Here is a 23,975-nt window from a genome sequence, read left to right as displayed (position 1 = left end):
AGGGCCGGGCAAACGCGCCGATCGGGGCGTCGGGCATCACGTGCCCACCTTGACCGGATGCCGCAGCAGGTAGCCGAAGGCGGTGGTCACCAGGGCCGCCATACAGGCGATGAACACCAGGCCCGCGCCTTCCAGCCCGATCGGCCCGACCAGCAGCCCCACACCGATCACCGGTACGGAGATGCCCGCGTACGCCACCACGAACAGGGTGGAGATCACGGCGGCGCGCCGGTCCGCCGGCGAGGCCGCGGCCACCGCGGCGAGGGCCCCGCGGAACGCCAGGCCCTGTCCGACCCCACCCACCACCGCGCTCAGCACCACCAGCGCGAGCAGGTCCCACCGCAGGGCGCCCGCCAACAGCGCCAGCCCGGTGAAGAGTCCGACGCAGCCCAGGGGCAGGGACCGCCCCACCCCCACCGGGCCGACGGCGAGTTGCCCGGCGGTGGAGGAGAAGAAGGCGAGCGCGACGACCAGTCCGGTCACGGCGCGGTTGTGCACGTCCAGGGACTCCGAGAGGAACGCGGGGCTGACCGAGGTGAACACCCCGAACAGTGCGAATCCGGCGAACGAGGCGATCGCGGCGGGCGCGAACACCACCCGCACCTGCGGGGGCAGGCCGGGCCGCTGCGGGCGTACGGCGCTCCACGGCCGCCGGTCCCGGACCGTCTCCGGGAGCAGCAGCAGGACGGCCGTGGAGCAGGCCACCAGTGCGAGGTGCACGACGAACGGCAGGTAGAGCGGCCACGGCGCGTACTGGGAGAGCACCCCCGCGAGCAGCGGGCCGCACCCCAGCCCGCCCATGTTGGCGGCCGTCGCCACGAACGTGGCCCGGGAGCCGCCGTGTTCCGGGGCCAGCTCCATCACGTACGCGGTCGCGGCGCCGGTGAACAGGCCGGCGGACAGTCCCGAGAGCAGCCGGCCCGTGTACAGCCACCCGAGCCCGGTGGCGCAGAGGAAGCAGACCGCGCTCGCCGCCGCGAAGCCCAGGCCCGCCAGCAGCACCGGACGCCGGCCCACGGTGTCCGAGGCGTTGCCCGCCAGCAGCAGTGCGCCGATGACCCCGAAGGCGTACACGGCGTACACCACGGTCACCGTCAGCTCGGAGAACCCGAACTTCTCCTGGTAGAGGCCGTACAGAGGGGTCGGCAGCGTGGTGCCGGCCATGCACACGGCGAACACCGCCCCCATGAGCACGCACGGGCGCCACCCTCGGCGATCAGCTTCCATGGCGCAGACGGTATCCCCGCGAACCGCCCGGTTCCGGACGGAAAGACTCCGGCGCGCCGCCGGCTTCCCGTCCGCCGAATCCGCCGACGGGGGTGACGGACGCTTCCGGCCGGGCGGCGGGTTCGGCGATACGGCGCCGCCCCACCGCCCCGGCGATCCGGGCCCAGCCCGCACCGGGCCGGCCCCCGCGCCGGGGCGGCAGGGGTGAGGCGCGCTCAGGTCAGACGGTCACCCCCCGCGCCCTCGCGCCGACGACGGGCGCCGCGAGCCGACCCGTCCGCTGCAACCCGTACAGGGCGGCGGCGCACCCCAGGCCCAGGGCGGACAGCGCGAGCCACGGCAGTGCGGACACGCCGGCGGCCCGGGCCGCGTCCAGCGCCGCGCCCGTGAGCAGATTGCCGACCGCGATGCCGGCCCCGCAGACGGTGTTGTAGAGGCCGTAGTGCGTCGCCACCAGACGGTCGCCCGAGAGCCGGACGATGGTGTCCATCTCGAAGGGGTACGCGATCATCGTGCCCAGCGCGAGCAGCAGGGCGGCCAGCGCCGGTGGCACCGCGGCGAGCAGCCACCGCCCCACCCCGCCGCCCGGCACCGGCAGCGCCGTCGCGGCGAGCAGCGGCAGGAAGGCGACCGCCATGGCCAGCAGCCCCAGGACCAGCGCCCGGCCCGGCTCCATCCGGGCCTTGCACCAGGCGGTCACCCGGGTCTGGAACAGGATCGTGCTCAGCCCGGACACGGCGAACAGCACGGCCACCGCCGCGGTGCCGCCCGTGCCCCCGCCGCCCAGGCGCCGGACCTCCAGCGGCAGCGCCAGGTAGACCTGGAAGGTCAGGACGTACGAGCCGATCATGGCCAGGGAGAAGAGCACGAACGGACGGTTGGCGAGGATGCCGCGCCACTGCCCGAGCACGCTCTCGCGCCGGGCGCCGCCCGGCGCCGCGGTCGCGGCGCCGTCCCCCCTGCGCGCGGGCAGGGCCCTGATCTGCACGAGGCCCAGCACGGCGAAGATCCCGGCGGCGACCAGGCAGGTGACGCGGAAGTCGACCCCCGTCAGCACCATGCCCACCAGCGGTCCCAGCAGGATGCCCGCCTGGTAGAAGACGTTGAACAGGGCGAAGGCCTCCACCCGACGCTCGCCCGCCTCCAGGGCCAGGTACGCGCGGGTGGCCGGGTTGAACAGTGCCCCGGCCAGCCCCGTCGCGGCGGAGGCGCCGATCAGGGCGGGAACGGAGTCGACCAGCCCGAGGGTCGCGAAGCCGGCGGTGCGCAGCACCAACCCGGCGATGATCATCGGCTTGTAGCCGAACCGGTCGGCGAGGGTCCCGCCGATCAGGAACATGCCCTGCTGGCTGAAGTTGCGTACGCCGAGGATCAGTCCGACGGTCCAGCCCGCGAGCCCCAGCGGGCCCGCGAGGTGGGCTGCCAGGTAGGGCATGAGCATGTAGAACCCGAGGTTGATGGTGAACTGGTTGACCATCAGCAGTCGGACGCTGCGCCCGTGGGAACGGACCTGTGCGATCGTGCCCGCCATCAGGCCCGCGCCTCCGCGCCGTCGGTGCCGAGCGTGAGCGGGTCGACCACGGCGCCGCAGCGGGTCCAGCGCGTGACCTCCTTCTCGTCCAGCCGCCCGATCGTGTCCGGTTCGGCGGCCGGGGGGCCGTCGAGCAGCCCGTGGGCCGCGCAGTAGTCGTCGTCGTACACGGTGCTCAGGTAGCGCTGCGGTCCGTCGGGGAAGACCGCGGCGATCCGGGTGTCCGCGGGCAGGGTGCGGGCCAGCCAGCCGGCCACGAGCGCGACCGCGCCGACGCTCCAGCCGCCCGTGGCGTAGTGCGAGGCCGCGAGCCGGCGGCAGGCCCACACGGCTTCCGCCGGGGCCACCCAGTGCACCTCGGAGAACTGCTCGTAGGCGACGTTGCGGGGGTGGATGCTCGACCCGAGGCCGCGCATCAGCCGGGTCCGGGCGGGTTGACCGAAGATCGTGGACCCCACGGTGTCCACGCCCACCAGCGTCAGGCCGGGGTAGAGCCGGCGCAGGATCCGGGAGACGCCCGCCGAGTGCCCGCCGGTGCCGACACTGCACACCAGCACGTCGATGTGGCCCATCCCGGTGGCCAGTTCCAGGGCCAGCGGGGTGTACGCGGTGGTGTTGTCGGGGTTGTTGTACTGGTCCGGGCACCACGACCCGGGATTCCGCTCCAGCAGCCGGGCGACGCGGTCGCGGCGCGCCTGCTGCCAGCCGCCGGTGGGGTGCGGTTCGGACACGACGTTGACCTGGGTCCCGTACGCGGTCAGCAGTCGGGTCATCGACGACTCCAGCCCCGGGTCGGTGACCAGGGTGACCGGATGGCCGTAGACCATGCCCGCCAGGGCGAGGCCCAGGCCGAGGGTGCCGCTCGTGGACTCGATGATCCGGGCCCCCGGCTCCAGATCCCCTCGGGCGCGGGCGCGTTCGACCATGTGCAGGCCGGGACGGTCCTTGATGCCGCCGGGGTTGAACCCCTCCAGCTTCGCCCAGAAGCCGCGCCCCGCCGGGGCGAGGGGCTCCGAGACGTGGAGCAGGGGGGTGTTGCCGACGAGCCCGGACAGCGCCGTGCGGGCAGGGGGCGTCACGGGGGTCACGGTGGACGGGTCGGTGATCGATGTATGCATTTTTCCGCTCTCAATCGAAGATGCGTCAGGTGCTCGCTCGTCGGGAGCGGCCTATACGCGCCATCGACACGCGGCGGTCAGCGTGGAGCGGCCCGATCGGTCTATCGGAGAGAGTGCGGCGCGGGGCGCCGCGGCGGGGCCCGCCGTCGTGGCCGGTGCGTCACCGGCGACGGGCAGCGCGAGGTCCTGCGCCACCGTGCTCCGGTCGCCGGCCTGGGCCTGCGGGGTCAGCGCGGGTGCGGCGCAGGCGGAACCGTGCTCGGTGTGGGCGGGTTCCTCGTGCCCGGCCGAGGCGGTGTAGGCGGTGTGTCCGGCGCCGTCGCCGTGCGGATAGGTGGAGCAGTGGAACGCCGCGAAGAGGAGCGCGGTCAGGACGGCCAGCAGAACGCCGCGCACCCAGGACGTGCCTGGGCGGGTGCGGGCTGTGACCATGCCGTGATCGTAGCGTCTCCCTCACGTGATGACCGTCTGCAAATCGGTCAACATCATTCGGCGATTTCGGTGCGCTCCCACCACTCGTAGACGGCCTGCTTGCCCTCGGGGCCGTCCTGGGTGCGCGAGGTGCCGCGGAAGTGCTCGTAGCCGCCGCGGTGCGGGATCTTCAGGTCTTCGCCGGGGGCGGGGGCGGGGACGGTCCGCTCGGGCAGGTCGTCCGGCCCACCCTCCAGCACTGCCTTGTTCGCCATGTCGCCACTCCTCTCACCAGTGTGTCCAGCCCAGCATCCGGTCCGTGTCCATGGACGGATCCGACGCCTGGAGGCCCGGGAGCACCCACTCCTGGAACGGCGCGAGCACCGCGAGGACCAGGAAGGCGGCGCCGACCGCCCAGGCGAGCCACGGACCCTGGCGCCACAGCTTCTCCAGGAAGATCACGGCGGCCAGTCCCGCCATGGCGGCCACGTTCATCACCCCGAGCGGAATCAGGACGATCATCAGCCCCCAGCAGCAGCCGACGCAGTACGCCCCGTGGTGCGCGCCCACGCGCAGGTCCTTGGCCCAGGGCCGGAAGCGGGAGTACCGCAGCAGCTGGAACATCGGGCTGCGGCAGTGCCGCAGGCACACCGACTTGAGCGGCCCGAACTGCTGGACCGCCGCCAGCAGGAAGGCGCCCGCGCCGATCCATCGACCCGCCCCAGGTGCGGCGCCGATCAGCCGGTCGGTCATGGCGAGCAGCCCGTACGCCACCAGTCCGAACGCCGTCCACGCGAGCAGGTAGCCGATGAGGAATCCGGCGGTCCGGACGGCCCGTACCGCCGGGTTCGCGGACGTACGGCCGATCGCCGCGACCCAGGTCAGGGCCACCGGTGCCACCGAGGGCAGCATCATCGCCGCCATCATGACCACCCACAGCACCAGGAACGGGACCGGTTCCATGCCCATCGTGCCCGTCCCCGCACCCATCTCGCGGGACTGCGCGATGGTCAGCGCCCAGGCCAGTGCGGCGAGCAGGGTCAGCAGGATCCAGGCGACCGCCAGCTCGCGCTTCGGCAGCAGGACGCCCGGCCCGGTGGGGGCCGGCGGCGCCAGTCGGACGTGCGGCATGGCACTCCTCCCGAACGCGCGAGGACACCTCCAGCACAGCACAGAACCGCGGTCGGTGCCCGCCCGGCCTGGTCTGCGCGCCGTAAGGGGCGGAGAATGGTTCCGGGGGCTCCCGAGGAGGCGGGACCATGTCCGAGACGACCACGGCGACCGTTCCGAGATGGCACGTTGCAGGGGACTGGTTCGATACGTGCAGGTGCAACATCCCCTGTCCCTGCAACTTCGCGCAGCCACCCACCTTCGACGCCTGCGACGGCGTGCTCGCCTGGCACGTCGACGAGGGCAGCTACGGCGACGTGGCGCTCGACGGGCTCAACGTGCTGTTGCTCGGCTCGTTCGAGGGCAACCTGTGGGGCGAGCACTCCGACGCGTACGCGGCCGTCTTCTTCGACGAGCGCGCGGACGAGGCACAGCGCACGGCCCTTCAGATGATCTTCGGCGGGCAGGCGGGCGGCTGGCCCGCGCAACTGGTGAGCACGCTCGGACCCGAGATGCGGGGCATGGACTTCGCCCCGATCGAGATCGAGGTCGACGCGGACCTCGGCAGCTGGCGGGCAGCGGTCCCGGGCCGGGTGGAGGCCCGGGCCGAGGCGCTCACGGGGCCGACGACACCGGAGGGCGCACGCGTCCAGTCGATGAACATGCCGGGTTCCGAGACCGGGCCGGGCCAGGTCGTGACCTGGGGCCGGGCGACGGCGGACCGGGTCGACGCGTTCGGCTTCCGCTGGCACCGCGAGGGGCAGTCCAGCAAGCACATCCCCTTCGACTGGAGCGGCCCGGACGCCTAGGCCGTCTCTTCCGGATCTTGCCTGGCCCGCGCCGCCCGGCACCGCACCTCGCCGCCTTGGCGGAGCGCCCGAGTACGTCCAGTACAAGGGCGCCCCGCCAAGGCACCGATGCACGGCACCGGACGACGCGGGCCTGACCGGCAAGATCCGAAAGAGACTACCCAGGCGGGCTGACGGACGGCGGCCGGCCAGGCGGACGCCGTCCGTCCGATGAGCAGTGCGGTGGTGGCCGCGCCCAGGGAGAGCACGGCGAGCACGGCCGCGGTGACGGGCAGTCCCGCGCCCGCGGCGAGCCATCCGGCGAGCGGGTAGGTGAGCAGCCAGCAGCCGTGGGACAGCGAGAACTGGGCGGCGAACGCGGCGGGCAGGTCGGCGTCCGCGGTGCAGTCGCGGATCACGCGCCCGCCCGGGGTCAGGACGGCCGAGCAGGCGGCGCCGACGGCGGCCCATGCGGCGAGCAGAGCGGGCCAGGACCAGGAGCCGGGGGCGACGGAGGTGAGCACGCCGACCCCCGCCAGCACCACGGGCAGGGTGAAGGCGGCCGGCAGCATCACGGCGCGGTCGGCGAAGCGGCGCAGCAGGCGGGGCAGGAGCAGCGCCGTGACCATGGAGCCCGCGCCGTACGCGCCCAAGGCCAGGGAGACGGCGCTCGCGGGCCGGCCGAGGTGGTCCCGGACCAGGACGACGGTGTCCACGAAGACGATCGCCCCGGCGGCGGCGACCGCGAGGTCCAGGGCGAGCAGGCCCCGCAGCCGGGGGACGGCCAGGAACAGGCGGACTCCGTACGAGGCCCGGCCGCGGACCGCGGCGGCCTGCCCGGCCGGACCGGCGTCCGAACCGGGCTCCGGGCCCGTGTCCGGGCCGGGACCGGGAACGGCGGTGGACAGGATGAGGGCGGCCGAGGCCAGGAAGCCGAGCACCGTGCCGGCGAACAGCCAGTCGTAGGAGACCAGGGTGAGCAGGGCCGCGGCCAGTGCGGGGCTGAACAGGCTCTCCAGGTCGTAGGCGAGCCGGATGGTCGACAGGGCCCGGGTGTAGTCGCGCTCGGCTGGGAAGAGGGCGGGGACGGTGGCCTGGAAGGCGGGCGTGAACGCCGCCGACGCCGACTGGAGGAGGAAGACCAGGACGTACACCTGCCAGATCTCGGTCACGAACGGCAGGGCGACCGCGACCGCCGCGCGCAGCACGTCGGTGGCCACCAGCAGGGTCCGGCGGGGGATCCGGCGGGCGGCGGCGCAGGCCACGGGGGCGATGGCGACGTACGCGATCATCTTGATCGCCAGCGCGGTCCCGAGCACCGCCGAGGCCCGGTCCCCGGCCAGGTCGTGGGCGAGCAGGCTCAGTGCGACGGTCGCGAGCCCGGTGCCGGTGAGGGCGACGGCGTGGGCGGTGAACAGGCGGCGGTAGGTGCGGTTGTGCCATACGGAGAGCATCGGCGGCCCCGTTCCCGGTCGGCGGGTCACTGGGAGGGACGACCATCGTAGCCAACGTGTGCGCACTCATGCACGTATTGAGGGGGGCTGGGCGGGGCCGGCCCGGAACGGCGGGCCCTCAGTCGTGCGGGGGCAGGGAGTCGAGTTGGTGGTCCGCCACGTTCAGGGCCTCGTCCACCAGCCGCCGCAGATGTCCGTGGCGCAGCGCGTACACGACGCGCCGCCCGTCCTTGCGGGCGGTGACCAGGCCGGCGAGCCGCAGCTTCGCGAGGTGCTGGCTGACGGAGGGCCGGGCCGCGCCGCACGCCTCCGTGAGGGTGGTGACGTCGGCCTCGCCCCGGCCGAGCTCGTCGAGGAGCGCCAGCCGGGTGCGGTCGGAGAGCAGGGCCAGCACGGACGCGGCCGTCTCCAGGCGGGCGCCCTGCCGCTGCGCATCCCGCGCACCTGCCAGGTGCATGCCCTCACTCATGCGCACATGGTACGGGCGCGGGCGGCGGTGTCTCATGCCTCCCATGCCTCCGAACGGAGGCGGGGCGGCCACCTCTTCGAGGGAACCGGGCGGCTCGGGCCGGGGTTCGGGGCCGCCGGCTGCCGAAGGAACGGGGGATGGCCCCGCTCGGGGCCGTGCGGTGCTCCGGCTCCGCCGTGTCGTTGCGAGGAGATGTCACATGTTGCGTATGTGGAAGAGCGCGGGTCTTGCCCTGGCGGCCGGTCTCGTGGTCATCGGCGGTGCCTCCGTGTCCTCGGCCGACGCCACCGCCGAGGGCCTCGCAGTGGGCTCGCCGGGCGTGCTGTCGGGCAACCTGGTCCAGGTTCCGATCCACATCCCGATCAACATCTGCGGCAACAGCGTGAACCTGGTCGGCGCCCTCAACCCGGCCGGTGCCAACACCTGCGTCAACGCCTGACGCACACCGTCACGACCCACGGCTCGCCCCGGCCCGCGCCACGGCCGGGGCGAGCCGTTCGTCCGGTTCAGGACAGGGTGCGGACGCGCTGGTCGCGCAGGTCGTAGCGGGCGGCGACCACGGCCAGTTGCCCCGAGGCCACCTTCGCGGCGATGTCGGGCTCGGTCGCCAGCCTGGTCCGCACGTTCCGTACGTTCGCGTTGATCGTGGCGTCGATGCGGGCGGGCCCGCTCTGGCCGTGATCGATGGACGGCCGTATCTGATCGGCCAGGTACTGGATGTGCGCCGGGAGCGGCTGACCGGTCTCGTCGGCGTGGACGGCGGCGGCCACGGCCCCGCAGGACTGGTGGGCCAGGACCACGATCAGGGGGATGTGCAGTTCCAGGACGCCGTACGCGACGCTGCCGAGCACCGCTTCGTCCAGAACCTCGCCGGCCGAGCGCACCGTCAGGAGGTCGCCGAGCCCCTGGTCGAAGACCAGCTCCGGCGGGACCCGGGAGTCGACGCAGCCCAGCACGATCGCGAACGGCTGCTGACCGTCGACCAGCCGGCGGCGCAAGTACGCGGACTCGTGGGGGTGTTCCTGGCGCAGCGTGCGCCAGCGCTCGTTGCCCGCCGCCAGCCGGCGCAGCGCCTGGGCGGGAGTGGTGATCCGCTGGGTGCTCTCGGCCTCCCGCGAGGCGGCGGACGCCGCGGAGGCGGGGGAGGCCGTACCGAAGGCCAGGCCCGCTCCGGCGAGCGCCGAGCCCGCAACGGCGCTGCGCAGCAGGGTGCGGCGACTGGGGGCGGATGCGGATGCGGGGCCGGGGCCGAGGGCTGGGTTGACGGCGGCGACAGTTCGTATGTTCGAAGACATGGCGGGACGGTAACCCGCCTTTTGCCGCGTTCAGTTGATCTACCGGCCACAATGGCGCAAACCGCTCGCTGTGGGCCGGATGAGGTCGGGATCCTCTCAGCATGTGGTCCCGCCGGCGGTGCGGCGCCCCCAAGTCACGCTGCGAGAAGGGGTGTTGAGGAAGCCGATTCGCCGTCCCGCGCGACCCCCGCGGCGGACCAGACCGCCTGCACGGACTTGCCGACGCCATGGAGCCGTACGGTGAGCGAGGAGGTCAGCTGTTCGGCGATGCCCCAGCCGAAGCCGCCGCCGTTGTCGGGGTCTCCGGCGCGCGGCACGGGCCGGACGCTGCTGTGGTCGTACACCTCGACGACCAGGGACTCGGACGGGCAGCTCATCCGCAGCCGCCACCGGCCGTCGTCGGTGTGCCGCACCGCGTTCCCGAGCAGTTCGCTGACCACGAGCAGTACGTCGTCCGCGTCGACCCACGGGCACCTGACCCGCAGGTACAGGGCGGCGGCGCGGCGGGCTCGTGCGGTGTCCGCACGTGAGGAGTCGAGGACGAGCACGGGTGCAGCTCCTGTCCGGCGAGGAATCGGTTGGTATCGGAACCGGCCCCCTCGACCAGCTTCCCAGCCCCCACCCCTCCCGCCCATCGGCATTTCGGCCGACCCGGACTCGCCCACCCGGCCGGCAGCCGACGGTGGCGCAGACGCCACCCCGGGTCACCGGCCCTATCCTTCGGGAATGATCACGCCCATTGAGCTGGTGATATTCGACTGCGACGGGGTGCTCGTCGACAGTGAACGCATAGCGGCACGCGTGCAGGTGGCCCTCGGGGCGGAGCTGGGGTGGCCGCTGACCGAGCAGGAGGTCGTCGACCGGTTCATCGGACGCTCCCACGCCTCCATCCGCGAACAGATAGCCGAGCGGCTCGGCGAGGACACGGCGGCGGTCTGGGCGCAGCGGTTCGAAGAACTGCACCGCGAGGCGGTGGACGAGGACCTGTCCCCGGTCGACGGACTGCCCGAGGCGCTCGACGCCCTCACCCTGCCGACCTGCGTCGCCTCCAGCGGCTCCCACGACAAGATGCGCCACACCCTGGGCCGCACCGGCCTCTACGAACGCTTCGCGGGCCGCATCCACAGCGCGACCGAAGTCGCCCGCGGCAAGCCGGCCCCGGACCTGTTCCTGTACGCCGCCCGGCGGATGGGCGTCGACCCGGCGGCCTGCGTGGTGGTCGAGGACAGCCGCCCGGGCGTAGAGGCCGCCCGGGCCGCGGGCATGCGCGCGTTCGGCTACGCGGGCGGCCTCACCCCGGCCGAACGACTCGAAGGCGAGGGCACGGTCGTGTTCCACGACATGCGCGAGCTGCCGCGTCTCGTCGCCCGGTCGGGGCAGCCCGTCCGCACTGCTTGACCTGGGCATCCGCCCGAACGCGCGGTGCTGCGGCATGTGCGGATGACGCCCGGAAGGAAGAAGTTCCCGGCCGCCGTCGGCGACTTCCCGGCCGCCGCCCGCGACTTCGAGGGAGCCGTGCGCGCGAAGGACGCGAAGGCGGCGGAGCGGGCTGTCGCGAGGCGTGCGCGCCCGTGATCCTCGCTTCGGCCCGCGGGGCCTTCGCGGCGGCGGGCGAGTGCGGGGCGGCCTGGTGCTGGGCCGGGTGCTCGACGCGGTGGAAACCGTGTCCAGGTGCACCAGGCTGGAGCCCGCCGAGGGGTGAGGCACGCACTCGCTCGCTCGCCCGCCGGGCCGAACCGGGAGGGGGGTCGGCTCGGCCCGGCGGAGGGCGGTCATTCGCGCATGGCCGCCGGCTACTTGAGGGCGGCGAAGGCCTTGGTGAAGGCCAGGGGCTGCTGGAGGATCGAGCTGCACGTGGCGTCCGCGTACGACACCGCGCCCGAGGCGCACTGCTTGTCGCGGGTCGCGGACCACATCGCCAGGCGACCGACGCCCTTCGACGCGGCGAAGTCCACCAGTTGCGTCGCGTCCGCGACGGTGAAGACCTCGCTCGCGACGTCGTTCACGCCGATCATCGGGGTGACGGCCAGCGCCTTCCACGCCGCCGCGTCCGACAGGCCCAGGACCCCCTTGATCTGCGCCTGCGTCGCGGTCGCGGCCTGTACGGCGTACTGGCCCATGTCCCCGCCGTACGCCGGCCCGTAGTCCATCGCCATGATGTTGACCCCGTCGACGCGCACGCCGTTCTTCTTCGCGTCGGCCAGCAGCGCGACACCCGGCTGGGTCAGGCCTTCGGGCATCACCGGGAGGGTGAACGCCACGTCCAGGCCCGGGTGGGACTTCTGCAGGCGCGCGATCGCCTGGGCGCGGCGGGCGTTGGCCGCCGTGTCCGGCAGGGCCGCGCCCTCGATGTCGAAGTCGACCTTCGTGAGCCGGTACTGGTCGACGACCTTCCCGTAGGCGGCGGCCAGTTCGTCGACGGTGCCGCAGTTCAGGGCCAGTTCGCGCCCGGCGGCTCCGCCGAAGGAGACCCGGACGTCCCCGCCCTTCGCGCGCAGCGCGCCGATCTGCGAGGCCACCCGGTCGCTCGCGAGGTCCGTGACCCCGCCCCACAGCGGCGCGCAGCCGCCGCCCGAGGTGATGAAGGCGAGGTGGAACTCCTTCACGCCCGTCTTCGCCGCCGTGTCCAGCAGGTCGTAGGCGGGGTAGAGCGAGGTGTCCACGTACGGCGCGAAGCGGGCTCCGGCGCCGCTGCCTCCACCGGTGGTGGGCGGAGGGGTGGTGGGAGCCGTGGTCTTCGTCGGCGTGGACGACGCGGTGGGCGCGGGCGCGGTGGGAGTCGAGGTCGCTGTCGCGGTGGGCCGGGTGGTGGGACGTCCGCTGGGCTGCGCCGTCGCGCCCTGGTCGACCGAGCACTTCAGCCCGTTGATCAGGCAGCGCGTCGGGTCCCCCGGGGCGCCGGCGCCGCTCGCGACGAAGCCGACGGTGACGGAGGCACCCGCCGCCAACTCCCGGTTCCAGCCCGCGGGCTTCACGGTGACGCGACGTCCCTCGACCGTGTGGGTGCCGTTCCAGAGCGAGTCGATCTTCGTGCCGTCGGGGAGGTCGAACTGGAGGGTCCAATCCGTCTGCGCCTGGCCGGTGTTGTTGGTGATGACGTACTGACCGGTGTAACCGCCGCTCCACGAGCTCGACTTCGTGTACACGGCGCCGACGGAACTGGCCTGCGCGGTCCCGGTGAACGCGAACACCGCCCCGCCGATCACCGCCGCCGTGAGCACCGCTCCCGTGACCTTCGCCGTACGACTCGTCCTGCGCCGGTGCCCGACTGTGCTGCCCATCGCGTGCCTGCCTTCGTGTTACCGGGGAGTTGGGGATGCGGCAGCACGCTAGCCGCCCCGAAACGGACATTCGTCCGTTTGGGGGCGACGCCTTCGAGGCTTAGGTTCCGCTTAAGGCAGGCATAGGGAGGGGCTCAGGTGGCGCACGTCGGACGGCAGGGCAAGGCCTGCGGCACCTGACACCCGGCCGAGCCCGGTGCGCGCCCCGGCGTGCGGCAACTCGGTTAATGGGCATCCGCTTTGAAATCTCGCCCGTCCCCGTCCCCGTCCCCGTCCCTGCCCCGCCCCCGCCGCTGGAGTATGACCGCAGCGTTGTGGGGGAATTCGGGCTCCTCCAGCTAGAACCTGGCGAGATCGGAGAGCGCCGGCGTCCGGCCGTCCTCATCCGTTCCAGCCCGTGGAAGGCAGGAACGGATGAGACTCCCTGGCACGACGTGTTCGACCTGGACAACGGTCGCGTGCGCTACTTCGGAGACCACAGGGGCGACCACACGGTGCGGCGGCAGGCCGCCCCTCGTGCCGACGGCAGGACCTGGGACCGTTCCATTGCCGAGAGCGACCGTAAGCCGCTGGTGCTCTTTCCTGCGCCCCGCAAGGCGGACGAGGCCGCCGCAGCCTCCATCGCGGTAACGGGGCCGTTGGAAGAACTGACGGCGAACACGCTCATGGCGAAGCTCCGGAGCCTCAAGGTCCACCAGAGAAATGGGCGTCAAAGCAGACACAAGCCGTTGGCTCTGCTGTGGGGTATCTCCAGGGTGGTCACCGGAAAGCCTCACGTTGCGCCCTGGCGGCAGTTTCGGGATGAGGCGGGTGGGCTAACTCGCCGAGTTCGGCCTTCCCGAGTCTTCCGTGACCCCTGAGTATCCGTTTTGGCACCTGCAGACGAGTCGCCTCTGGGATGTCCACGGCATCCCACCCGAGCAAGGCGACAAGCCTCATGCCGCAATGTTCGACAGGTTCAACCCCGAGGGCGGATTGACCGATCAGGTCGCACAATTGCTGAGCGACCCCAAGCGCAGGGTGGATGAGCAGGAGGCTTCCCTGCTCGTCACGGACAAGACCGGTTACGGAGGGCACGACCGAGTCGGCTGCCAGGGCGACCGTCCGGCCGGCCCGGAGTCCCCTCAGCCGTGAGTGGCGTCGATGACGCAGAAGCGGTTCCCCTCGGGGTCGGCCAGCACCACGAAATCGGGGTCCTGCGGATAGGAGTCCCAGTCGACGTGCGAGGCACCCAGCCCGACCAGCCGCTCCACCTCCGCCGCCTGCTCCGCCGCGTCCGCCGCGTACAGGTCGAGGTGGACGCGCGGCCGCTCCTGTACGGGCGTCACGCTCCGCCCGAGCGCCAGGTCCGGCCCGCCCCCGTCGGCGGGCACCAGGACGGTCCAGTCCTCGTCCACCTCGCCGTCGCGCGGTACGTACCCCAGCGCCCGGCCCCAGAATTCCGCGGCGCGCCGTACGTCCTCGGCGCCCATGACGATCGTTCCGATGGTCAGCATGATCCGATTCTGGCAAACGCTACGGACGCCGGGGACGGTCGAGCCGCTCGATCGCGACCATCGCGGCGTCGTCGCCGAGGGTGCTGCCGACCACGTGGGCGAGCAGGTCGGCGCAGAGGCGGTCCAGGACGGCCTGGGGCCGGAGGCCGCTCAAGGCGGCCACCCGCTCGGTGAGGGGGTAGAAGTCCCCCGCCCGGTCGCGGGCCTCCAGCACGCCGTCCGTGTACAGGAGCAGGACGTCACCCGGCTCGAAGGAGAAGGTCTGCGCGGCGACCGGGCCGTCCACGAGCCCGGCGAGGCCGAGTGGCGGGGAGGGCCGGGCGACTTCCAGGGGCACGGCCCGGCCGTCGCGCAGCAGGAGCAGCGGTGGCGGATGGCCACAGCTCACGAGGTGCAGCACCGGTTCGTCGTCCGGGACGTCCAGGACGGCCGCCGTCGTGAAGCCCTCGTCCTCGCCCGTTCTCGGACCCGCGCCCTCGTCCTCGTCGTCGTCCAGGGCCGTGCTGTCGTACAGGTCCGGGGCGACCGCCCCCTCCAGGTAGTCCACCAGCCGCCGCAGATCGGCCTCTTGGTGCGCGGCCGCCCGGAAGGCGCCGAGGACCAGAGCGGCCTCCCCGACCGCGTCCAGGCCCTTGCCGCGGACGTCACCGATGATCAGGCGCGTGCTCGTGGCCGTGCGGGCGGCGGCGTACAGGTCGCCGCCGATCCGGGCCTCGGCGGCGGCGGCGAGGTAGACGGAGGCGACGCGCAGCGGGCCGATCCGGTCGCGCAGCGGCCGCAGGACCACCTGCTGGGCGGTCTCGGCCACCGAGCGCAGCTGCATCAGTTCCTTCTCGTGCTCCTCGCGCAGGTAGGCGAAGAGGGTCACGAACACCGAGATCATGATCAGGGCGATGGTCTGGAACGTGTGGTTCAGGTCGGTGAGCGTGGTGCGGACCGCCGAGACCACCACCTGCGCGATCACGGCGACCAGGCCGACGAACGCCGTCATCCGGGGGCCGCGGAACGACGCCGTCAGGGCGGGGGCGGCGACCAGGAACGGGCCGAGGTGGACGTCGGGCGGGGCCAGGATGTCGACCACGGTCACGGCGGCGATCAGGAGGAACGGAACCGCGAGCTGTGCGTGCCGCACGCGCTCGGACCGTTGCCGAGGCGTGCCCGGCGGCCGAAGATCCATCCCACCTGCATACACCGCCGGGCCGCCCGGATCCGCCACGCGAGGCCGTCGGGACGCTGCTTGTCGCCCCAGGGGATCGCGGACGCGGCCCGCCCGGCGTTGCTGCTAGCGGCTGCGCGGCTTCCCGCGCTTGGGGGTCGCCTTGCCGCCCTTGGCGCCGCCGGAACCGCCGCGGGGGTTCTTGCCGCCCGTCTTGCCGCCGGCCGCGCTCCCCGACCTGCCGCCGGACTTCCCGCCCGCTGCCGCGGCCGGCTTCCGCTTCGCCTTCGGCTGGGGCGGCGTCGGCCCGCCGCGGCCGCGCGTGCTGTTGACCGTACGGCCGCGGACGATCCCGATGAACTCCTCGACCAGATCGGGCGTGGTGTCCTCCTGCTGCCACGACAGCGCGACCCTCGACTCGGGCGCGTCCGTGACGGGCCGGTACGTGAGGTCCTTGCGGTGGTGGAGGCGGGCCAGGGACTGCGGGACGACGAGCACGCCGATGCCCGCGGCGACCAGTTCGATGGCGTCCGCCGTCGTGGCGGGGCGCTCGAACGCGGGGCGGCCGGGCAGCTTCTCCCAGTCGAGGGTGTCGTCGAGCGGGTGCAGCACGATCTCGTCGGCGAGGTCCGCCGTGGTGATCTCCTCGACCGCCGCCACGAGGTGGTCCTTGGGGATCACGACCACGGTGGTCTCGGTGTAGAGCGGGATGGCACTGAGATCCGTACGGTCGACCGGCAGCCGGACGAGACCCGCGTCGGCGTCGCCGCCGCGCAGCGCGCCGAACGACTCGGCGGGGGACACCTGGACGAGGGTCAGCGGAACGTCGGGCAGCCGCTCGTTCCAGATCCGTACCCACTTGGTGGGGGTCACGCCCGGTACATAGGCGAGACGGAACGAATGGGGTACTTCCGAGCCTGTCACCCCGCCAGGTTAACCGGTCGTGGTCGGAGGTAGCGCACATGCTCGATACCCTTGACACCATGACGTCGCACCAGAACACCCAGACGATGAAGCCCGCGACCGCGGCGAAGAAGCTGGGCGTGTACCTCGAGGCCACCCCCGCAGAGTTCCGGGAGGGTGTCGTCTCGCGCAGTGAATTGAGTGCGCTGCAGGCCGACCCGCCCCAGTGGCTTCAGGATCTGCGGCGCAACGGCCCGCACCCGCGCCCCGTGGTCGCGGCCAAGCTCGGCGTGTCCATCGCCGGACTCGCCCGCGGCGGGGTCACCGAGGCCCTGACCACCGAGCAGATCGAAGAGCTGAAGCAGGAGTCTCCCGAGTGGCTGCAGCGCGAGCGCGCCACGCAGGCCGAGGTCCGCAAGGAGACGGTCCGCATCAAGGAGATGCACGCCGAGAAGGCGGCGAAGGCAGCCCAGAAGGGCGACCAGGCCGACGGTTCGCGCTCCTGATCCGCGGTCCTCGCCGACCCGTCCCGTCAGGCCCGGTTTCCCCTCGGGGAGGCCGGGCCTGACGGCTTTCCCCGACGGCTCCCCTCACGGCGTACGTCGAGCCGAGTCCGCGCCGTGCCGTTTCGTCCCGCGGATCATCCCGGGCCCTCGCCCGCAGTCAGCCGCCGCAGGGCACGGTCGAGCCGGGCCTGCCGGGTCTCCGCCGTGAGGGCCTGGAGCAGCGGCAGGATCACCTGGTAGCGCCCGCTCCTGTCGAGCGCCTCGAACGCCCGCTTCGCCTCGGGGCGCGCGTCGAGCCCCGCCGCGAGGTCGGGTGGCACGTCCGCCGTCCTCTGCGACTCGTAGGCTGCCGTCCACCGGCCGTCCGCCTGCGCCCTGCGCACCTCGGCCAGCCCGGGTTCGCGCATTCGCCCGGCCGCCGTCAGTGCCGCGACCTTGTCGACGTTGACCCGCGACCACAGGCTCCGGGGCCGGCGCGGCACGTACTTCTGCAGGTAGTACCGCTCGTCGAGCGAGCGGCGCTGCCCGGAGATCCAGCCGTAGCAGAGCCCGATGTCGACCAGTTCGTCGTCGGTGACCGTCGGGATGCCGGACTTCTTCTTCGCCACCTTGACCCATACGCCCTCACGCCGCCCGTGGTTCCCGGAGAGCCAGTTCTCGAACGCCGTGCCGTCCGGGAAAGCGATGATCTCCACTCCGTCAAGACCGTCCATCCGGTCAGGCTACGGCTGCGGGACCCGTCGTACGGAGGGAATGGCCGACCCCGGAAGACGGCGAGCGCGGCCGGGTGCCACGGTGACTGCGATCCCCGTGGCTGCTCGGCCGCGCTCGCGACGTGTGCGGATCTCGTGGCCGCCGCCGCGGCAGCGCTTCGATCCGCGGAACCGGCCGATCCGTACCCCTGTGACGGACCGGCGGCTCTCGTCCTGGAAGGAGCCTAGGGGCGGCCCGCGAGCGGGAGTGTGCATCGCGCGCACGGTCTGTTGATCTTCCGTGCAAAAAGGTTTGACGGGCCGTCCGTGCGGATTCGCCGGAGTGGCGACCCGGCCGCGGGTGGGGTCCGCTGGAGGGGTGAGCCCTTTTCCCGGCCGGGGCTGGTGGGCCGGGCTCCCGCCGGCGGCGGGAGCCGCCGTCATGGCCACCGGCATCCTCTCCGTCGGCCTGCACCTGACCGGCCACGAGGCGCTGTCGCTCGTGGCGCTGGTCGTCGCGGCCGTGCTGTGGCTCGTCCTGGCCGCCGACTTCACGACCCGGCTGCTGGGCGACCGCCGGCGGTTCCGCGCGGAGGCCGACACCCCGGCCGCCCTCACCGCCGTGGCCGCCACCACCGTGCTCGGCACCCGCCTCTCCCTGCTCGGTTGGCAGACCGCGGCCGCCGCTCTGCTCGTCCTGGCCGCCGCACTGTGGCCGGGGCTGCTGCTGCACGTCCTGCGGCACCGGCGCCGCCGCGTGCCGGGCGCGGGATTCCTCGTCTGCGTGGCCACCCAGGGCCTCGCCGTCCTCGCCGCGACGCTCGCCGCCGCGGGAGCCCCCGTATGGCTGGACCGGGCGGCGCTCGCCCTCTTCCTGCTCGGGCTGGTGCTCTACGTGGCGGCCCTGCTCCGCTTCGACCTGCGCGAGGTGGCGGGCGGCGCGGGAGACCACTGGGTGGCGGGCGGGGCGCTGTCGATCTCCGCCCTCGCCGGCTCCAAACTGACCGCGTCACCCGTGTGGACCGGCGCCGCTCACTCGACCCTGCGCACCGTCACCCTGATCCTGCTCGCGCTGTCCCTGGCCTGGTACGTGGTCCTCCTCGGCGCCGAACTGCGCCATCCCCGGCGCCGCTACGACATCCGGCGCTGGTCCACCGTCTTCCCCCTCGGCATGACGGCCACCGCCTGCCTTGCCGTGGCGGAACCCGCGGGCCTCGCATGGCTGCGCCCGCTGGGCGAGGTGCTCCTGTGGATCGCGGTGGGCGCTTGCGTGCTGACCTGCGCCGCCATGATCACCACACGTCGTCGACTCGAACACATGACCGATCGGAGGTAGGGTTCCGACATGGCGTACACGTTTCAAGTGACCATCGACTCGGCCGATCCGCACACCCTCGCAGACTGGTGGGCCGACGCCCTCGGTTGGGAGGTGGAGCAGAGCGACGAGGAGTTCATCCGCGGCCTGGTCGCCGCCGGCCACGCGAGCATGGAGGACACCACCACCCACCGCGGCATCCTCGTCTGGAAGGCCGGAGCCGGGATCCGGCACCCCGAAGGACTGGAGCGGGCGCCGCGGGTGCTCTTCCAGTACGTGCCCGAGCCCAAGACGGTCAAGAACCGGGTGCACCTCGACGTCCGTACCGGCGACGACGATCCGCGGACGGTCGTGGAACGCCTCGTCGCCAAGGGCGCCGAGCTCCTCCACGAAGGCCGCCAGGGGCCCTCCGCGTGGACGACACTCCTCGACCCCGAAGGCAACGAACTCTGCGTCTCCCACTGACACGGTCCTAACCTGGTCCCGTGAACGTCATCCTGTTCGGTGCGACCGGAATGATCGGCCGGAGCGTCCTGCGCGAGTGCCTTCGAGACGACTCCGTCGAGGAGGTGCTCGCCATCGGCCGCAGCCCGCTCGGTGTCAGTCACCCCAAGCTCCGCGAGCGCGTCCAGCAGGACCCCTCGGACCTCGCGGCCGCGGGCGTCGACCCGGCCGCGTACGACGCCTGCTTCTTCTGCCTCGGCGTCTCCTCCGTCGGCATGAAGGAAGAGGCGTACCGGCGCGTCACCTACGACCTGACGCTCGCCGTGGCCCGGCCGTTGGCCGCCGCCAACCCCGGGATGACCTTCGTCTACGTCTCCGGCGAGGGGACGGACAGCACCGAGCGGGGCCGGCTCATGTGGGCCCGGGTCAAGGGGCGCACCGAGAACGCCCTGCTGGAACTCCCCTTCCGTGCCTACATGTTCCGCCCCGGCATCGTCCAGCCGGTGCGCGGAGTGCCCTCCAAGACCCGGCTCTACCGCACCCTGTACGCCGTCACCGCCCCGCTGATCCGACTGCTCCGCCGGGTCGCGCCGAACCTCGTGACCAGCTCCGAGGAGATGGGCCGTGCGATGATCGCCGTCGCCACACCCGGTACCGAGGTCCCGGGGCACGTCCTGCGGCCCGCCGACATCAACCGGCTGGGCGCCGGCGTGACCAGGCATAATTAAGTACCGGGCAGAACCTCCCGCGCGTCAGAATGACGCATCTCAAACCGGGAGGAACCCATGAGCCAGGAGACCCTGACTCTGCACGACCTGCTGCCCGCCCAGGCCCTCGACCACGCGATCGAGGCCGGCCACGTGACCCGCAAGACGCACCCCGAACTGCCGCTGTCCATCTACACGTACACGCGGACGGCCCAGTACGAACACGTCTGGAACCAGGTCACCACGCGCTGCCGCGGACTCGTCGCCGACGACACCACCGGCGCGATCGTCGCGCTGCCGCTGCCGAAGTTCTTCAACGTCAGCGAGCACGAGTCGGGACGGCCCTACGCGTCCGCCCTGCCGGACGAGCCGTTCGAGGTGTACGACAAGGTCGACGGCAGCCTCGGCGTGGTCTTCCACTACGCGGGCCGCTGGCACGTCGCCTCCAAGGGTTCCTTCATCAGCGCCCAGGCCTCCTGGGCCCAGCGCCGGCTCGACACCAAGGACACCTCGGCACTGCGCCCGGGCGTCACCTACCTCGCCGAGATCCTCTACCCGGGCAACCGCATCGTCGTCGACTACGGCGACCGGCGCGACCTCGTCCTCCTCGCCGCCTTCGGCACCGACGGGGTCGAGGTCCCGCTCGCCGAGGCCGCGACGCACTGGGAGGGCATCGGCTCCGTCGTCACCGTGTGGCCCGCCATGCCCCTCGACGAGCTGATGGAGCTGACCGCCTCCAACACCCTGCCCGGCGGCGCCGCGGCGACCGGCATCGAAGCGGAGGGCTTCGTCCTGCGCTTCGCGTCCGGCGTACGGGCGAAGGCCAAGCTGTCCGAGTACGTACGGCTCCACCGGGTGCTCACCAAGGTCACCGAGCGGGACATCTGGCGCGCCCACGGCATCCAGCGGTTCGCCGGCCTGCCCGCCAAGCAGCTCGCGCAGGGCCTCGGTTGCACGGTCGCCGAGATCGAGGCCTCGGGCGGCAAGCCGCTCGACGCGCTGCTGGACCAGGTGCCCGACGAGTTCGACACCTGGGTGCGCGAGATGATCGCCCGCTTCGAGGACGAGGCCGGGCGACGCGAGCGCGCGGTGGACGAGGCGTACGCGGGACTCGCGCACCTGGCCGCGGACCGGGGCGCGTTCGCGCGCGCCGTGAAGCAGCTGCCCGACCGCGCGATCCGCGCCGCGATGTTCCTGCGACTGGACGGCAAGGCCACGGACCTCGTGGTCTGGCGGTTCGTCCGCCCCGAGGCCTCCGACCCCTTCACGAACGACGAGGAGAACTGACCCGTGTCCGAGGAGACACCCGCACCCGCCGACGACACCGCGACCGGGCTGCCCGCCGCCGAGGAGGACCGGCTGCCCGTCGTGCACGTCATGACCGGTCTCCCGGCCTCCGGCAAGACCACGGCCGCGCGCGCCCTCCAGGCCGAGGCCGGCGGACGCATGCGCCGCGTCAACCTCGACGACCTGCGCAGCATGCTCGACCTGCCGGACCCCGAACGCGGCCGCAGCTTCGCGCACGAGCAGACGGTCCTGGCGGTCCAGGACGCGGCCGTGCGCGCCGCGGTCGACGGCGGCTTCGACGTGGTCGTCGACAACACGCACCTGACCAAGCACATCCCCAAGCGGCTCAAGGCGGCCGTCGGCGGTCTCGCGACCTTCGTCGTGCACGACTTCACCGACGTCCCGCTGGAGGAGTGCCTGCGCCGGGACGCCGGCCGGGAGCGCCAGGTCGGTGAGGAGATCATCCGCATACTCGCCGAGAAGCACGAGAAGGCCCGCAAGGGCGGCTGGCGGCTCACCTCGGAGTGGATGAACGGCGGATCCGGCGGCGCCGCGGTGCCCCCGGTGACCGAGTACGTCCCCGACCCGGCGTTGCCCTCCGCCGTGATGTGCGACATCGACGGCACCCTCGCGCTGACCGGCGACCGCGGCCCGTACGACTTCACGCGCTGCGAGCTCGACCTGCTCAACGAGTCCGTCCGGCACGCCCTCGACGCCTTCCGGCGGGCCGACGGCGACACGATCGTGCTGCTGTCGGGGCGGAGCGAGGAGTTCAGGCCGCAGACCGAGCGCTGGCTCGCACGCCACGAAGTCCCGTACGACGAGCTGTGGATGCGCGCGTCGGGCGACCAGCGGCGCGACGACGTGGTGAAGTCGGAGCTGTTCGACGCGCACGTGCGCCACCGCTACGCGGTACGCGTGTCGCTCGACGACCGGGACCGGGTGGTCGCGGTCTGGCGCCGGATGGGCCTGCCCACCTGGCAGGTCAACTACGGCGACTTCTAGGAGCCGGGGCACGGAGCGCGGAGCGTGGAGAAGAGCGTGCTGATCGTGGACGCCGCCAACGTCGTCGGCTCGGTGCCGGACGGCTGGTGGCGGGACCGGCGGGGCGCCGCCGAGCGGCTGCGCGACCGGTTGGCCGCGCGCGACGCCGGCGAGGAGATCATCCTCGTCGTCGAAGGCGCGGCCCGGGGCGTCGAGTCCGTGCCCGGGGTACGGGTGGACCCGGCACCCGGCAGCGGCGACGACCGGATCGTCGAGCTGGCGGAGGCCTACGCGGACCGGGACTGCGTGGTGGTCACGGCCGACCGCGAACTGCGGTCCCGCGTGGGTGCGCACGGCGCGCGGTGCGTGGGGCCGCGCGCCGTACGCCCACCGGACTGACCGGGGCCGGGCGGCTCAGCGGCAGTACTGCACCCAGCCGTGGTTCTCGACGTAGCGGGCGGAGACCCAGCGCTCCTCGTCGTACGCCTTGCGGTCGTCCGGCCGGGTGCCGTGCTGCCAGTCGGTGTGGTCCTTGCGACCGTTCTCCGGCTTGGCGTGCTCGGGCCTGCCGTTCTCGGGCTTGGCGTGCTCGGGCTTGCCGATCTGCCAGTCCCCGTGCTCGGAGTCGCCGTTCTCCTTCTTGTCGTCGCGCTCCGCGAGGCGGTACCAGAGGCTGTTCCCGTCGACGCTCTCGCCGCGCTTCTTGCACCGGATCTCGACCTTGCTGTGCGGGTGCACCTCGCCCACGGCCCGCGAGTGGGTGGTCGGCTTGCTCCGGACCTTCAGCGGACCCTTCGAGACGACCTTGCCCGTGGTGTGGCCCGCGACGCGGAAACCGCCGTCCTCCGCGACCGCGGTGCCCGCACCCACCAGGCCGAGCACCAGGCTTCCGGCGGTGAGGGCGAGGATGGTCCTGGTGGACTTCAGCATGAGCCGGCTCCTCTACGAAGACTTCCGCCCGGCCGCAGAGCGCGGCAGGGGGCGGCAACCGGGCGGTTGCCACGGACGACTATGGCGAGGACGGCGCCGGGGCTTCCGGTGGCACACCGCCGGTTAGCCCGATATGCCCAATCCGGGACAGCGGAGTGCGTGGCCGTACCCGCCCCCTGACGGCCGGCCGCCTCCAGGGCGTGCTCCCGGCCCGCGAGTTCGGCACGGTCACCCGCACCGGCCGACCCGCAACCGCCCGGGGCTTCCGGATGCGGGTGGCGGGGGGCCGGGCGAGAGTGGGTCCCATGGGAATCGAAGACTACGGCGGCGGTCCCGGGGCGCACGAGACCGGCATCCTCGTCGTGACCACCAACGACGTCCCCGGATACCGGGTCGAGCAGGTCATCGGCGAGGTCTTCGGCCTCACCGTGCGCTCCCGCCACCTGGGCAGCCAGATCGGCGCCGGCCTGAAGTCGATGATCGGCGGCGAGCTGAAGGGCCTCACCAAGACCCTCGTGGAGACGCGCAACCAGGCCATGGCACGGCTCATCGAACAGGCGAAGGCGCGCGGCGCGAACGCCGTGCTGATGATGCGGTTCGACGTCACCGACGCGGCGGACGTCGGGACCGAGGTGTGCGCGTACGGGACGGCCGTGGTCCTGGTCCCCGCCTCCACCTGAGGCCGCCGCCATCCAGCCTCGCCGGCGTTTGAGGCGCGGGGTCCGAAGCCGGCGGGCGATTTCAGCCCGTCCGGTGTTTGAGGCGCGGGGTCCGAAGCCGGCGGGCGATTCCAGCCCGTCCGGCGTTTGAGGACCGGGGTCTGGGGCGGAGCCCCAGGACGGGTCCGGGCGGAGCCCGGGGAACGGTGGAA

At 72.8% G+C, this 23,975-nt stretch carries 30 protein-coding genes; 14 read left to right on the top strand and 16 right to left on the bottom strand.

What is annotated here, in order from left to right; genetic code table 11:
- Positions 1 to 36: 36 nt before the first annotated feature.
- The 6 genes from ACFYZL_RS26940 to ACFYZL_RS26915 all read right to left on the bottom strand — a co-directional run bounded on the left by ACFYZL_RS26940 (position 37) and on the right by ACFYZL_RS26915 (position 5,418).
- The gene (locus tag ACFYZL_RS26940) at positions 37 to 1,227 is read right to left on the bottom strand and encodes an MFS transporter (protein ID WP_384749379.1); all 1,191 of its coding nucleotides are present in this window, start codon (positions 1,225 to 1,227) and stop codon (positions 37 to 39) included.
- Between the two features lie 220 nt (positions 1,228 to 1,447).
- Positions 1,448 to 2,758, bottom strand: a complete 1,311-nt coding sequence (locus tag ACFYZL_RS26935; protein ID WP_388682477.1) for an MFS transporter — start codon at positions 2,756 to 2,758, stop codon at positions 1,448 to 1,450.
- Positions 2,758 to 3,876 (bottom strand): PLP-dependent cysteine synthase family protein, encoded by a 1,119-nt coding sequence (locus ACFYZL_RS26930; protein WP_388682475.1) that lies wholly within the window; start codon positions 3,874 to 3,876, stop codon positions 2,758 to 2,760. Before ACFYZL_RS26930 ends, ACFYZL_RS26935 begins: the two co-directional genes overlap by 1 nt.
- Before the next feature lie 51 nt (positions 3,877 to 3,927).
- Entirely contained in the window at positions 3,928 to 4,308 is a 381-nt protein-coding gene (locus ACFYZL_RS26925) for a hypothetical protein (RefSeq protein ID WP_388682472.1), read from the bottom strand.
- 53 nt (positions 4,309 to 4,361) lie between these two features.
- On the bottom strand, positions 4,362 to 4,562 hold the full coding sequence (locus ACFYZL_RS26920; RefSeq protein WP_384749389.1) for a DUF5988 family protein: 201 nt from the start codon (positions 4,560 to 4,562) through the stop codon (positions 4,362 to 4,364).
- A 13-nt stretch (positions 4,563 to 4,575) separates the two neighbouring features.
- Positions 4,576 to 5,418, bottom strand: a complete 843-nt coding sequence (locus ACFYZL_RS26915; protein ID WP_388682470.1) for a DUF2182 domain-containing protein — start codon at positions 5,416 to 5,418, stop codon at positions 4,576 to 4,578.
- A gap of 128 nt (positions 5,419 to 5,546) precedes the next feature.
- On the opposite strand from ACFYZL_RS26915, the gene ACFYZL_RS26910 reads away from it, so the two are divergent.
- On the top strand, positions 5,547 to 6,206 hold the full coding sequence (locus tag ACFYZL_RS26910; RefSeq protein ID WP_384749395.1) for a DUF1326 domain-containing protein: 660 nt from the start codon (positions 5,547 to 5,549) through the stop codon (positions 6,204 to 6,206).
- Here ACFYZL_RS26910 and ACFYZL_RS26905 read toward each other — a convergent pair.
- Positions 6,203 to 7,639, bottom strand: a complete 1,437-nt coding sequence (locus ACFYZL_RS26905; RefSeq protein ID WP_388682467.1) for an MFS transporter — start codon at positions 7,637 to 7,639, stop codon at positions 6,203 to 6,205. The two genes, ACFYZL_RS26910 and ACFYZL_RS26905, sit on opposite strands and share 4 nt — an antisense overlap.
- A gap of 118 nt (positions 7,640 to 7,757) precedes the next feature.
- On the bottom strand, positions 7,758 to 8,108 hold the full coding sequence (locus ACFYZL_RS26900; RefSeq protein ID WP_376658645.1) for an ArsR/SmtB family transcription factor: 351 nt from the start codon (positions 8,106 to 8,108) through the stop codon (positions 7,758 to 7,760).
- A 199-nt stretch (positions 8,109 to 8,307) separates the two neighbouring features.
- Between ACFYZL_RS26900 and ACFYZL_RS26895 the strand changes: the two genes are divergently transcribed.
- On the top strand, positions 8,308 to 8,547 hold the full coding sequence (locus ACFYZL_RS26895; RefSeq protein ID WP_388682465.1) for a chaplin: 240 nt from the start codon (positions 8,308 to 8,310) through the stop codon (positions 8,545 to 8,547).
- Between the two features lie 67 nt (positions 8,548 to 8,614).
- Here ACFYZL_RS26895 and ACFYZL_RS26890 read toward each other — a convergent pair whose 3' ends face one another.
- Both ACFYZL_RS26890 and ACFYZL_RS26885 read right to left on the bottom strand, forming a co-directional pair.
- Positions 8,615 to 9,403: a carbonic anhydrase gene (locus ACFYZL_RS26890; RefSeq protein ID WP_388682462.1), complete on the bottom strand. Its 789-nt coding sequence runs from the start codon at positions 9,401 to 9,403 to the stop codon at positions 8,615 to 8,617.
- Between the two features lie 134 nt (positions 9,404 to 9,537).
- Entirely contained in the window at positions 9,538 to 9,951 is a 414-nt protein-coding gene (locus tag ACFYZL_RS26885; RefSeq protein WP_384753925.1) for an ATP-binding protein, read from the bottom strand.
- 178 nt (positions 9,952 to 10,129) lie between these two features.
- On the opposite strand from ACFYZL_RS26885, the gene ACFYZL_RS26880 reads away from it, so the two are divergent.
- Together ACFYZL_RS26880 and ACFYZL_RS26875 are read left to right on the top strand one after the other, a co-directional pair.
- On the top strand, positions 10,130 to 10,801 hold the full coding sequence (locus ACFYZL_RS26880; RefSeq protein WP_384753928.1) for an HAD family hydrolase: 672 nt from the start codon (positions 10,130 to 10,132) through the stop codon (positions 10,799 to 10,801).
- A gap of 42 nt (positions 10,802 to 10,843) precedes the next feature.
- Entirely contained in the window at positions 10,844 to 10,978 is a 135-nt protein-coding gene (locus ACFYZL_RS26875; RefSeq protein WP_388682459.1) for a hypothetical protein, read from the top strand.
- 218 nt (positions 10,979 to 11,196) lie between these two features.
- Here ACFYZL_RS26875 and ACFYZL_RS26870 read toward each other — a convergent pair whose 3' ends face one another.
- Entirely contained in the window at positions 11,197 to 12,684 is a 1,488-nt protein-coding gene (locus ACFYZL_RS26870) for a cellulose binding domain-containing protein (RefSeq protein ID WP_388682457.1), read from the bottom strand.
- 227 nt (positions 12,685 to 12,911) lie between these two features.
- Here ACFYZL_RS26870 and ACFYZL_RS26865 point away from each other — a divergent pair, with 227 nt between their 5' ends.
- Positions 12,912 to 13,544: a hypothetical protein gene (locus ACFYZL_RS26865; RefSeq protein WP_388682455.1), complete on the top strand. Its 633-nt coding sequence runs from the start codon at positions 12,912 to 12,914 to the stop codon at positions 13,542 to 13,544.
- A gap of 85 nt (positions 13,545 to 13,629) precedes the next feature.
- On the top strand, positions 13,630 to 13,818 hold the full coding sequence (locus tag ACFYZL_RS26860) for a hypothetical protein (RefSeq protein WP_388682453.1): 189 nt from the start codon (positions 13,630 to 13,632) through the stop codon (positions 13,816 to 13,818).
- On the opposite strand, the gene ACFYZL_RS26855 is transcribed toward ACFYZL_RS26860, so the two are convergent.
- From ACFYZL_RS26855 to ACFYZL_RS26845, 3 genes are all read right to left on the bottom strand, one after another.
- Positions 13,809 to 14,180 carry a VOC family protein gene (locus tag ACFYZL_RS26855; RefSeq protein WP_384753937.1) on the bottom strand — a complete coding sequence of 124 codons (372 nt, stop codon included), beginning with the start codon at positions 14,178 to 14,180 and terminating at the stop codon, positions 13,809 to 13,811. The two genes, ACFYZL_RS26860 and ACFYZL_RS26855, sit on opposite strands and share 10 nt — an antisense overlap.
- Before the next feature lie 19 nt (positions 14,181 to 14,199).
- A complete protein-coding gene (locus ACFYZL_RS26850; protein WP_388682451.1) occupies positions 14,200 to 15,357 on the bottom strand; it encodes a PP2C family protein-serine/threonine phosphatase in 1,158 nt (385 codons plus the stop codon).
- A 105-nt stretch (positions 15,358 to 15,462) separates the two neighbouring features.
- Entirely contained in the window at positions 15,463 to 16,260 is a 798-nt protein-coding gene (locus tag ACFYZL_RS26845; protein ID WP_388682449.1) for a LysR family substrate-binding domain-containing protein, read from the bottom strand.
- A 38-nt stretch (positions 16,261 to 16,298) separates the two neighbouring features.
- Here ACFYZL_RS26845 and ACFYZL_RS26840 point away from each other — a divergent pair, with 38 nt between their 5' ends.
- On the top strand, positions 16,299 to 16,745 hold the full coding sequence (locus ACFYZL_RS26840; RefSeq protein WP_384753945.1) for a DUF5997 family protein: 447 nt from the start codon (positions 16,299 to 16,301) through the stop codon (positions 16,743 to 16,745).
- Positions 16,746 to 16,879: 134 nt separating this feature from the next.
- Here the strand turns inward: ACFYZL_RS26840 and ACFYZL_RS26835 are convergent, their stop codons facing one another.
- A complete protein-coding gene (locus ACFYZL_RS26835; protein ID WP_384753948.1) occupies positions 16,880 to 17,458 on the bottom strand; it encodes a YdeI family protein in 579 nt (192 codons plus the stop codon).
- A 358-nt stretch (positions 17,459 to 17,816) separates the two neighbouring features.
- Here ACFYZL_RS26835 and ACFYZL_RS26830 point away from each other — a divergent pair, with 358 nt between their 5' ends.
- From ACFYZL_RS26830 to ACFYZL_RS26805, 6 genes are read left to right on the top strand one after another with little or no spacing between them, the layout of a single operon-like run.
- Entirely contained in the window at positions 17,817 to 18,773 is a 957-nt protein-coding gene (locus ACFYZL_RS26830; RefSeq protein ID WP_384753950.1) for a hypothetical protein, read from the top strand.
- Between the two features lie 9 nt (positions 18,774 to 18,782).
- Positions 18,783 to 19,217: a VOC family protein gene (locus tag ACFYZL_RS26825; protein WP_384753953.1), complete on the top strand. Its 435-nt coding sequence runs from the start codon at positions 18,783 to 18,785 to the stop codon at positions 19,215 to 19,217.
- A 20-nt stretch (positions 19,218 to 19,237) separates the two neighbouring features.
- Positions 19,238 to 19,924 (top strand): epimerase, encoded by a 687-nt coding sequence (locus tag ACFYZL_RS26820; protein ID WP_384753956.1) that lies wholly within the window; start codon positions 19,238 to 19,240, stop codon positions 19,922 to 19,924.
- Between the two features lie 57 nt (positions 19,925 to 19,981).
- A complete protein-coding gene (locus ACFYZL_RS26815; protein ID WP_388682445.1) occupies positions 19,982 to 21,190 on the top strand; it encodes an RNA ligase in 1,209 nt (402 codons plus the stop codon).
- Positions 21,191 to 21,193: 3 nt separating this feature from the next.
- Positions 21,194 to 22,195: an AAA family ATPase gene (locus tag ACFYZL_RS26810; RefSeq protein ID WP_384753961.1), complete on the top strand. Its 1,002-nt coding sequence runs from the start codon at positions 21,194 to 21,196 to the stop codon at positions 22,193 to 22,195.
- Positions 22,196 to 22,219: 24 nt separating this feature from the next.
- A complete protein-coding gene (locus ACFYZL_RS26805) occupies positions 22,220 to 22,573 on the top strand; it encodes an NTP pyrophosphohydrolase (protein WP_384753964.1) in 354 nt (117 codons plus the stop codon).
- A gap of 15 nt (positions 22,574 to 22,588) precedes the next feature.
- Here ACFYZL_RS26805 and ACFYZL_RS26800 read toward each other — a convergent pair whose 3' ends face one another.
- Positions 22,589 to 23,104, bottom strand: a complete 516-nt coding sequence (locus ACFYZL_RS26800; protein WP_384753967.1) for a hypothetical protein — start codon at positions 23,102 to 23,104, stop codon at positions 22,589 to 22,591.
- A 305-nt stretch (positions 23,105 to 23,409) separates the two neighbouring features.
- On the opposite strand from ACFYZL_RS26800, the gene ACFYZL_RS26795 reads away from it, so the two are divergent.
- The gene (locus ACFYZL_RS26795) at positions 23,410 to 23,784 is read left to right on the top strand and encodes a YbjQ family protein (RefSeq protein ID WP_384581506.1); all 375 of its coding nucleotides are present in this window, start codon (positions 23,410 to 23,412) and stop codon (positions 23,782 to 23,784) included.
- The last annotated feature ends 191 nt before the right edge of the window (positions 23,785 to 23,975 follow it).

This window comes from Streptomyces sp. NPDC001717 (assembly GCF_042892775.1).
Taxonomy (GTDB): Bacteria; Actinomycetota; Actinomycetes; order Streptomycetales; family Streptomycetaceae; genus Streptomyces.
The sequence above is the reverse complement of the archived record's forward strand: the minus strand, read 5'-3'. Positions and strand labels throughout refer to the sequence as shown.

What these genes read in the sequence shown, in the direction of transcription:
- ACFYZL_RS26940 (WP_384749379.1), bottom strand. Translation starts at nt 1,227, where the DNA reads ATGGAAGCTGATCGCCGAGGGTGGCGCCCGTGCGTGCTCATGGGGGCG.
- ACFYZL_RS26935 (WP_388682477.1), bottom strand. Translation starts at nt 2,758, where the DNA reads ATGGCGGGCACGATCGCACAGGTCCGTTCCCACGGGCGCAGCGTCCGA.
- ACFYZL_RS26930 (WP_388682475.1), bottom strand. Translation starts at nt 3,876, where the DNA reads ATGCATACATCGATCACCGACCCGTCCACCGTGACCCCCGTGACGCCC.
- ACFYZL_RS26925 (WP_388682472.1), bottom strand. Translation starts at nt 4,308, where the DNA reads ATGGTCACAGCCCGCACCCGCCCAGGCACGTCCTGGGTGCGCGGCGTT.
- ACFYZL_RS26920 (WP_384749389.1), bottom strand. Translation starts at nt 4,562, where the DNA reads ATGGCGAACAAGGCAGTGCTGGAGGGTGGGCCGGACGACCTGCCCGAG.
- ACFYZL_RS26915 (WP_388682470.1), bottom strand. Translation starts at nt 5,418, where the DNA reads ATGCCGCACGTCCGACTGGCGCCGCCGGCCCCCACCGGGCCGGGCGTC.
- ACFYZL_RS26910 (WP_384749395.1), top strand. Translation starts at nt 5,547, where the DNA reads ATGTCCGAGACGACCACGGCGACCGTTCCGAGATGGCACGTTGCAGGG.
- ACFYZL_RS26905 (WP_388682467.1), bottom strand. Translation starts at nt 7,639, where the DNA reads ATGCTCTCCGTATGGCACAACCGCACCTACCGCCGCCTGTTCACCGCC.
- ACFYZL_RS26900 (WP_376658645.1), bottom strand. Translation starts at nt 8,108, where the DNA reads ATGAGTGAGGGCATGCACCTGGCAGGTGCGCGGGATGCGCAGCGGCAG.
- ACFYZL_RS26895 (WP_388682465.1), top strand. Translation starts at nt 8,308, where the DNA reads ATGTTGCGTATGTGGAAGAGCGCGGGTCTTGCCCTGGCGGCCGGTCTC.
- ACFYZL_RS26890 (WP_388682462.1), bottom strand. Translation starts at nt 9,403, where the DNA reads ATGTCTTCGAACATACGAACTGTCGCCGCCGTCAACCCAGCCCTCGGC.
- ACFYZL_RS26880 (WP_384753928.1), top strand. Translation starts at nt 10,130, where the DNA reads ATGATCACGCCCATTGAGCTGGTGATATTCGACTGCGACGGGGTGCTC.
- ACFYZL_RS26875 (WP_388682459.1), top strand. Translation starts at nt 10,844, where the DNA reads ATGACGCCCGGAAGGAAGAAGTTCCCGGCCGCCGTCGGCGACTTCCCG.
- ACFYZL_RS26870 (WP_388682457.1), bottom strand. Translation starts at nt 12,684, where the DNA reads ATGGGCAGCACAGTCGGGCACCGGCGCAGGACGAGTCGTACGGCGAAG.
- ACFYZL_RS26865 (WP_388682455.1), top strand. Translation starts at nt 12,912, where the DNA reads ATGGGCATCCGCTTTGAAATCTCGCCCGTCCCCGTCCCCGTCCCCGTC.
- ACFYZL_RS26860 (WP_388682453.1), top strand. Translation starts at nt 13,630, where the DNA reads ATGTTCGACAGGTTCAACCCCGAGGGCGGATTGACCGATCAGGTCGCA.
- ACFYZL_RS26855 (WP_384753937.1), bottom strand. Translation starts at nt 14,180, where the DNA reads ATGCTGACCATCGGAACGATCGTCATGGGCGCCGAGGACGTACGGCGC.
- ACFYZL_RS26850 (WP_388682451.1), bottom strand. Translation starts at nt 15,357, where the DNA reads ATGGATCTTCGGCCGCCGGGCACGCCTCGGCAACGGTCCGAGCGCGTG.
- ACFYZL_RS26840 (WP_384753945.1), top strand. Translation starts at nt 16,299, where the DNA reads ATGCTCGATACCCTTGACACCATGACGTCGCACCAGAACACCCAGACG.
- ACFYZL_RS26835 (WP_384753948.1), bottom strand. Translation starts at nt 17,458, where the DNA reads ATGGACGGTCTTGACGGAGTGGAGATCATCGCTTTCCCGGACGGCACG.
- ACFYZL_RS26825 (WP_384753953.1), top strand. Translation starts at nt 18,783, where the DNA reads ATGGCGTACACGTTTCAAGTGACCATCGACTCGGCCGATCCGCACACC.
- ACFYZL_RS26815 (WP_388682445.1), top strand. Translation starts at nt 19,982, where the DNA reads ATGAGCCAGGAGACCCTGACTCTGCACGACCTGCTGCCCGCCCAGGCC.
- ACFYZL_RS26800 (WP_384753967.1), bottom strand. Translation starts at nt 23,104, where the DNA reads ATGCTGAAGTCCACCAGGACCATCCTCGCCCTCACCGCCGGAAGCCTG.
- ACFYZL_RS26795 (WP_384581506.1), top strand. Translation starts at nt 23,410, where the DNA reads ATGGGAATCGAAGACTACGGCGGCGGTCCCGGGGCGCACGAGACCGGC.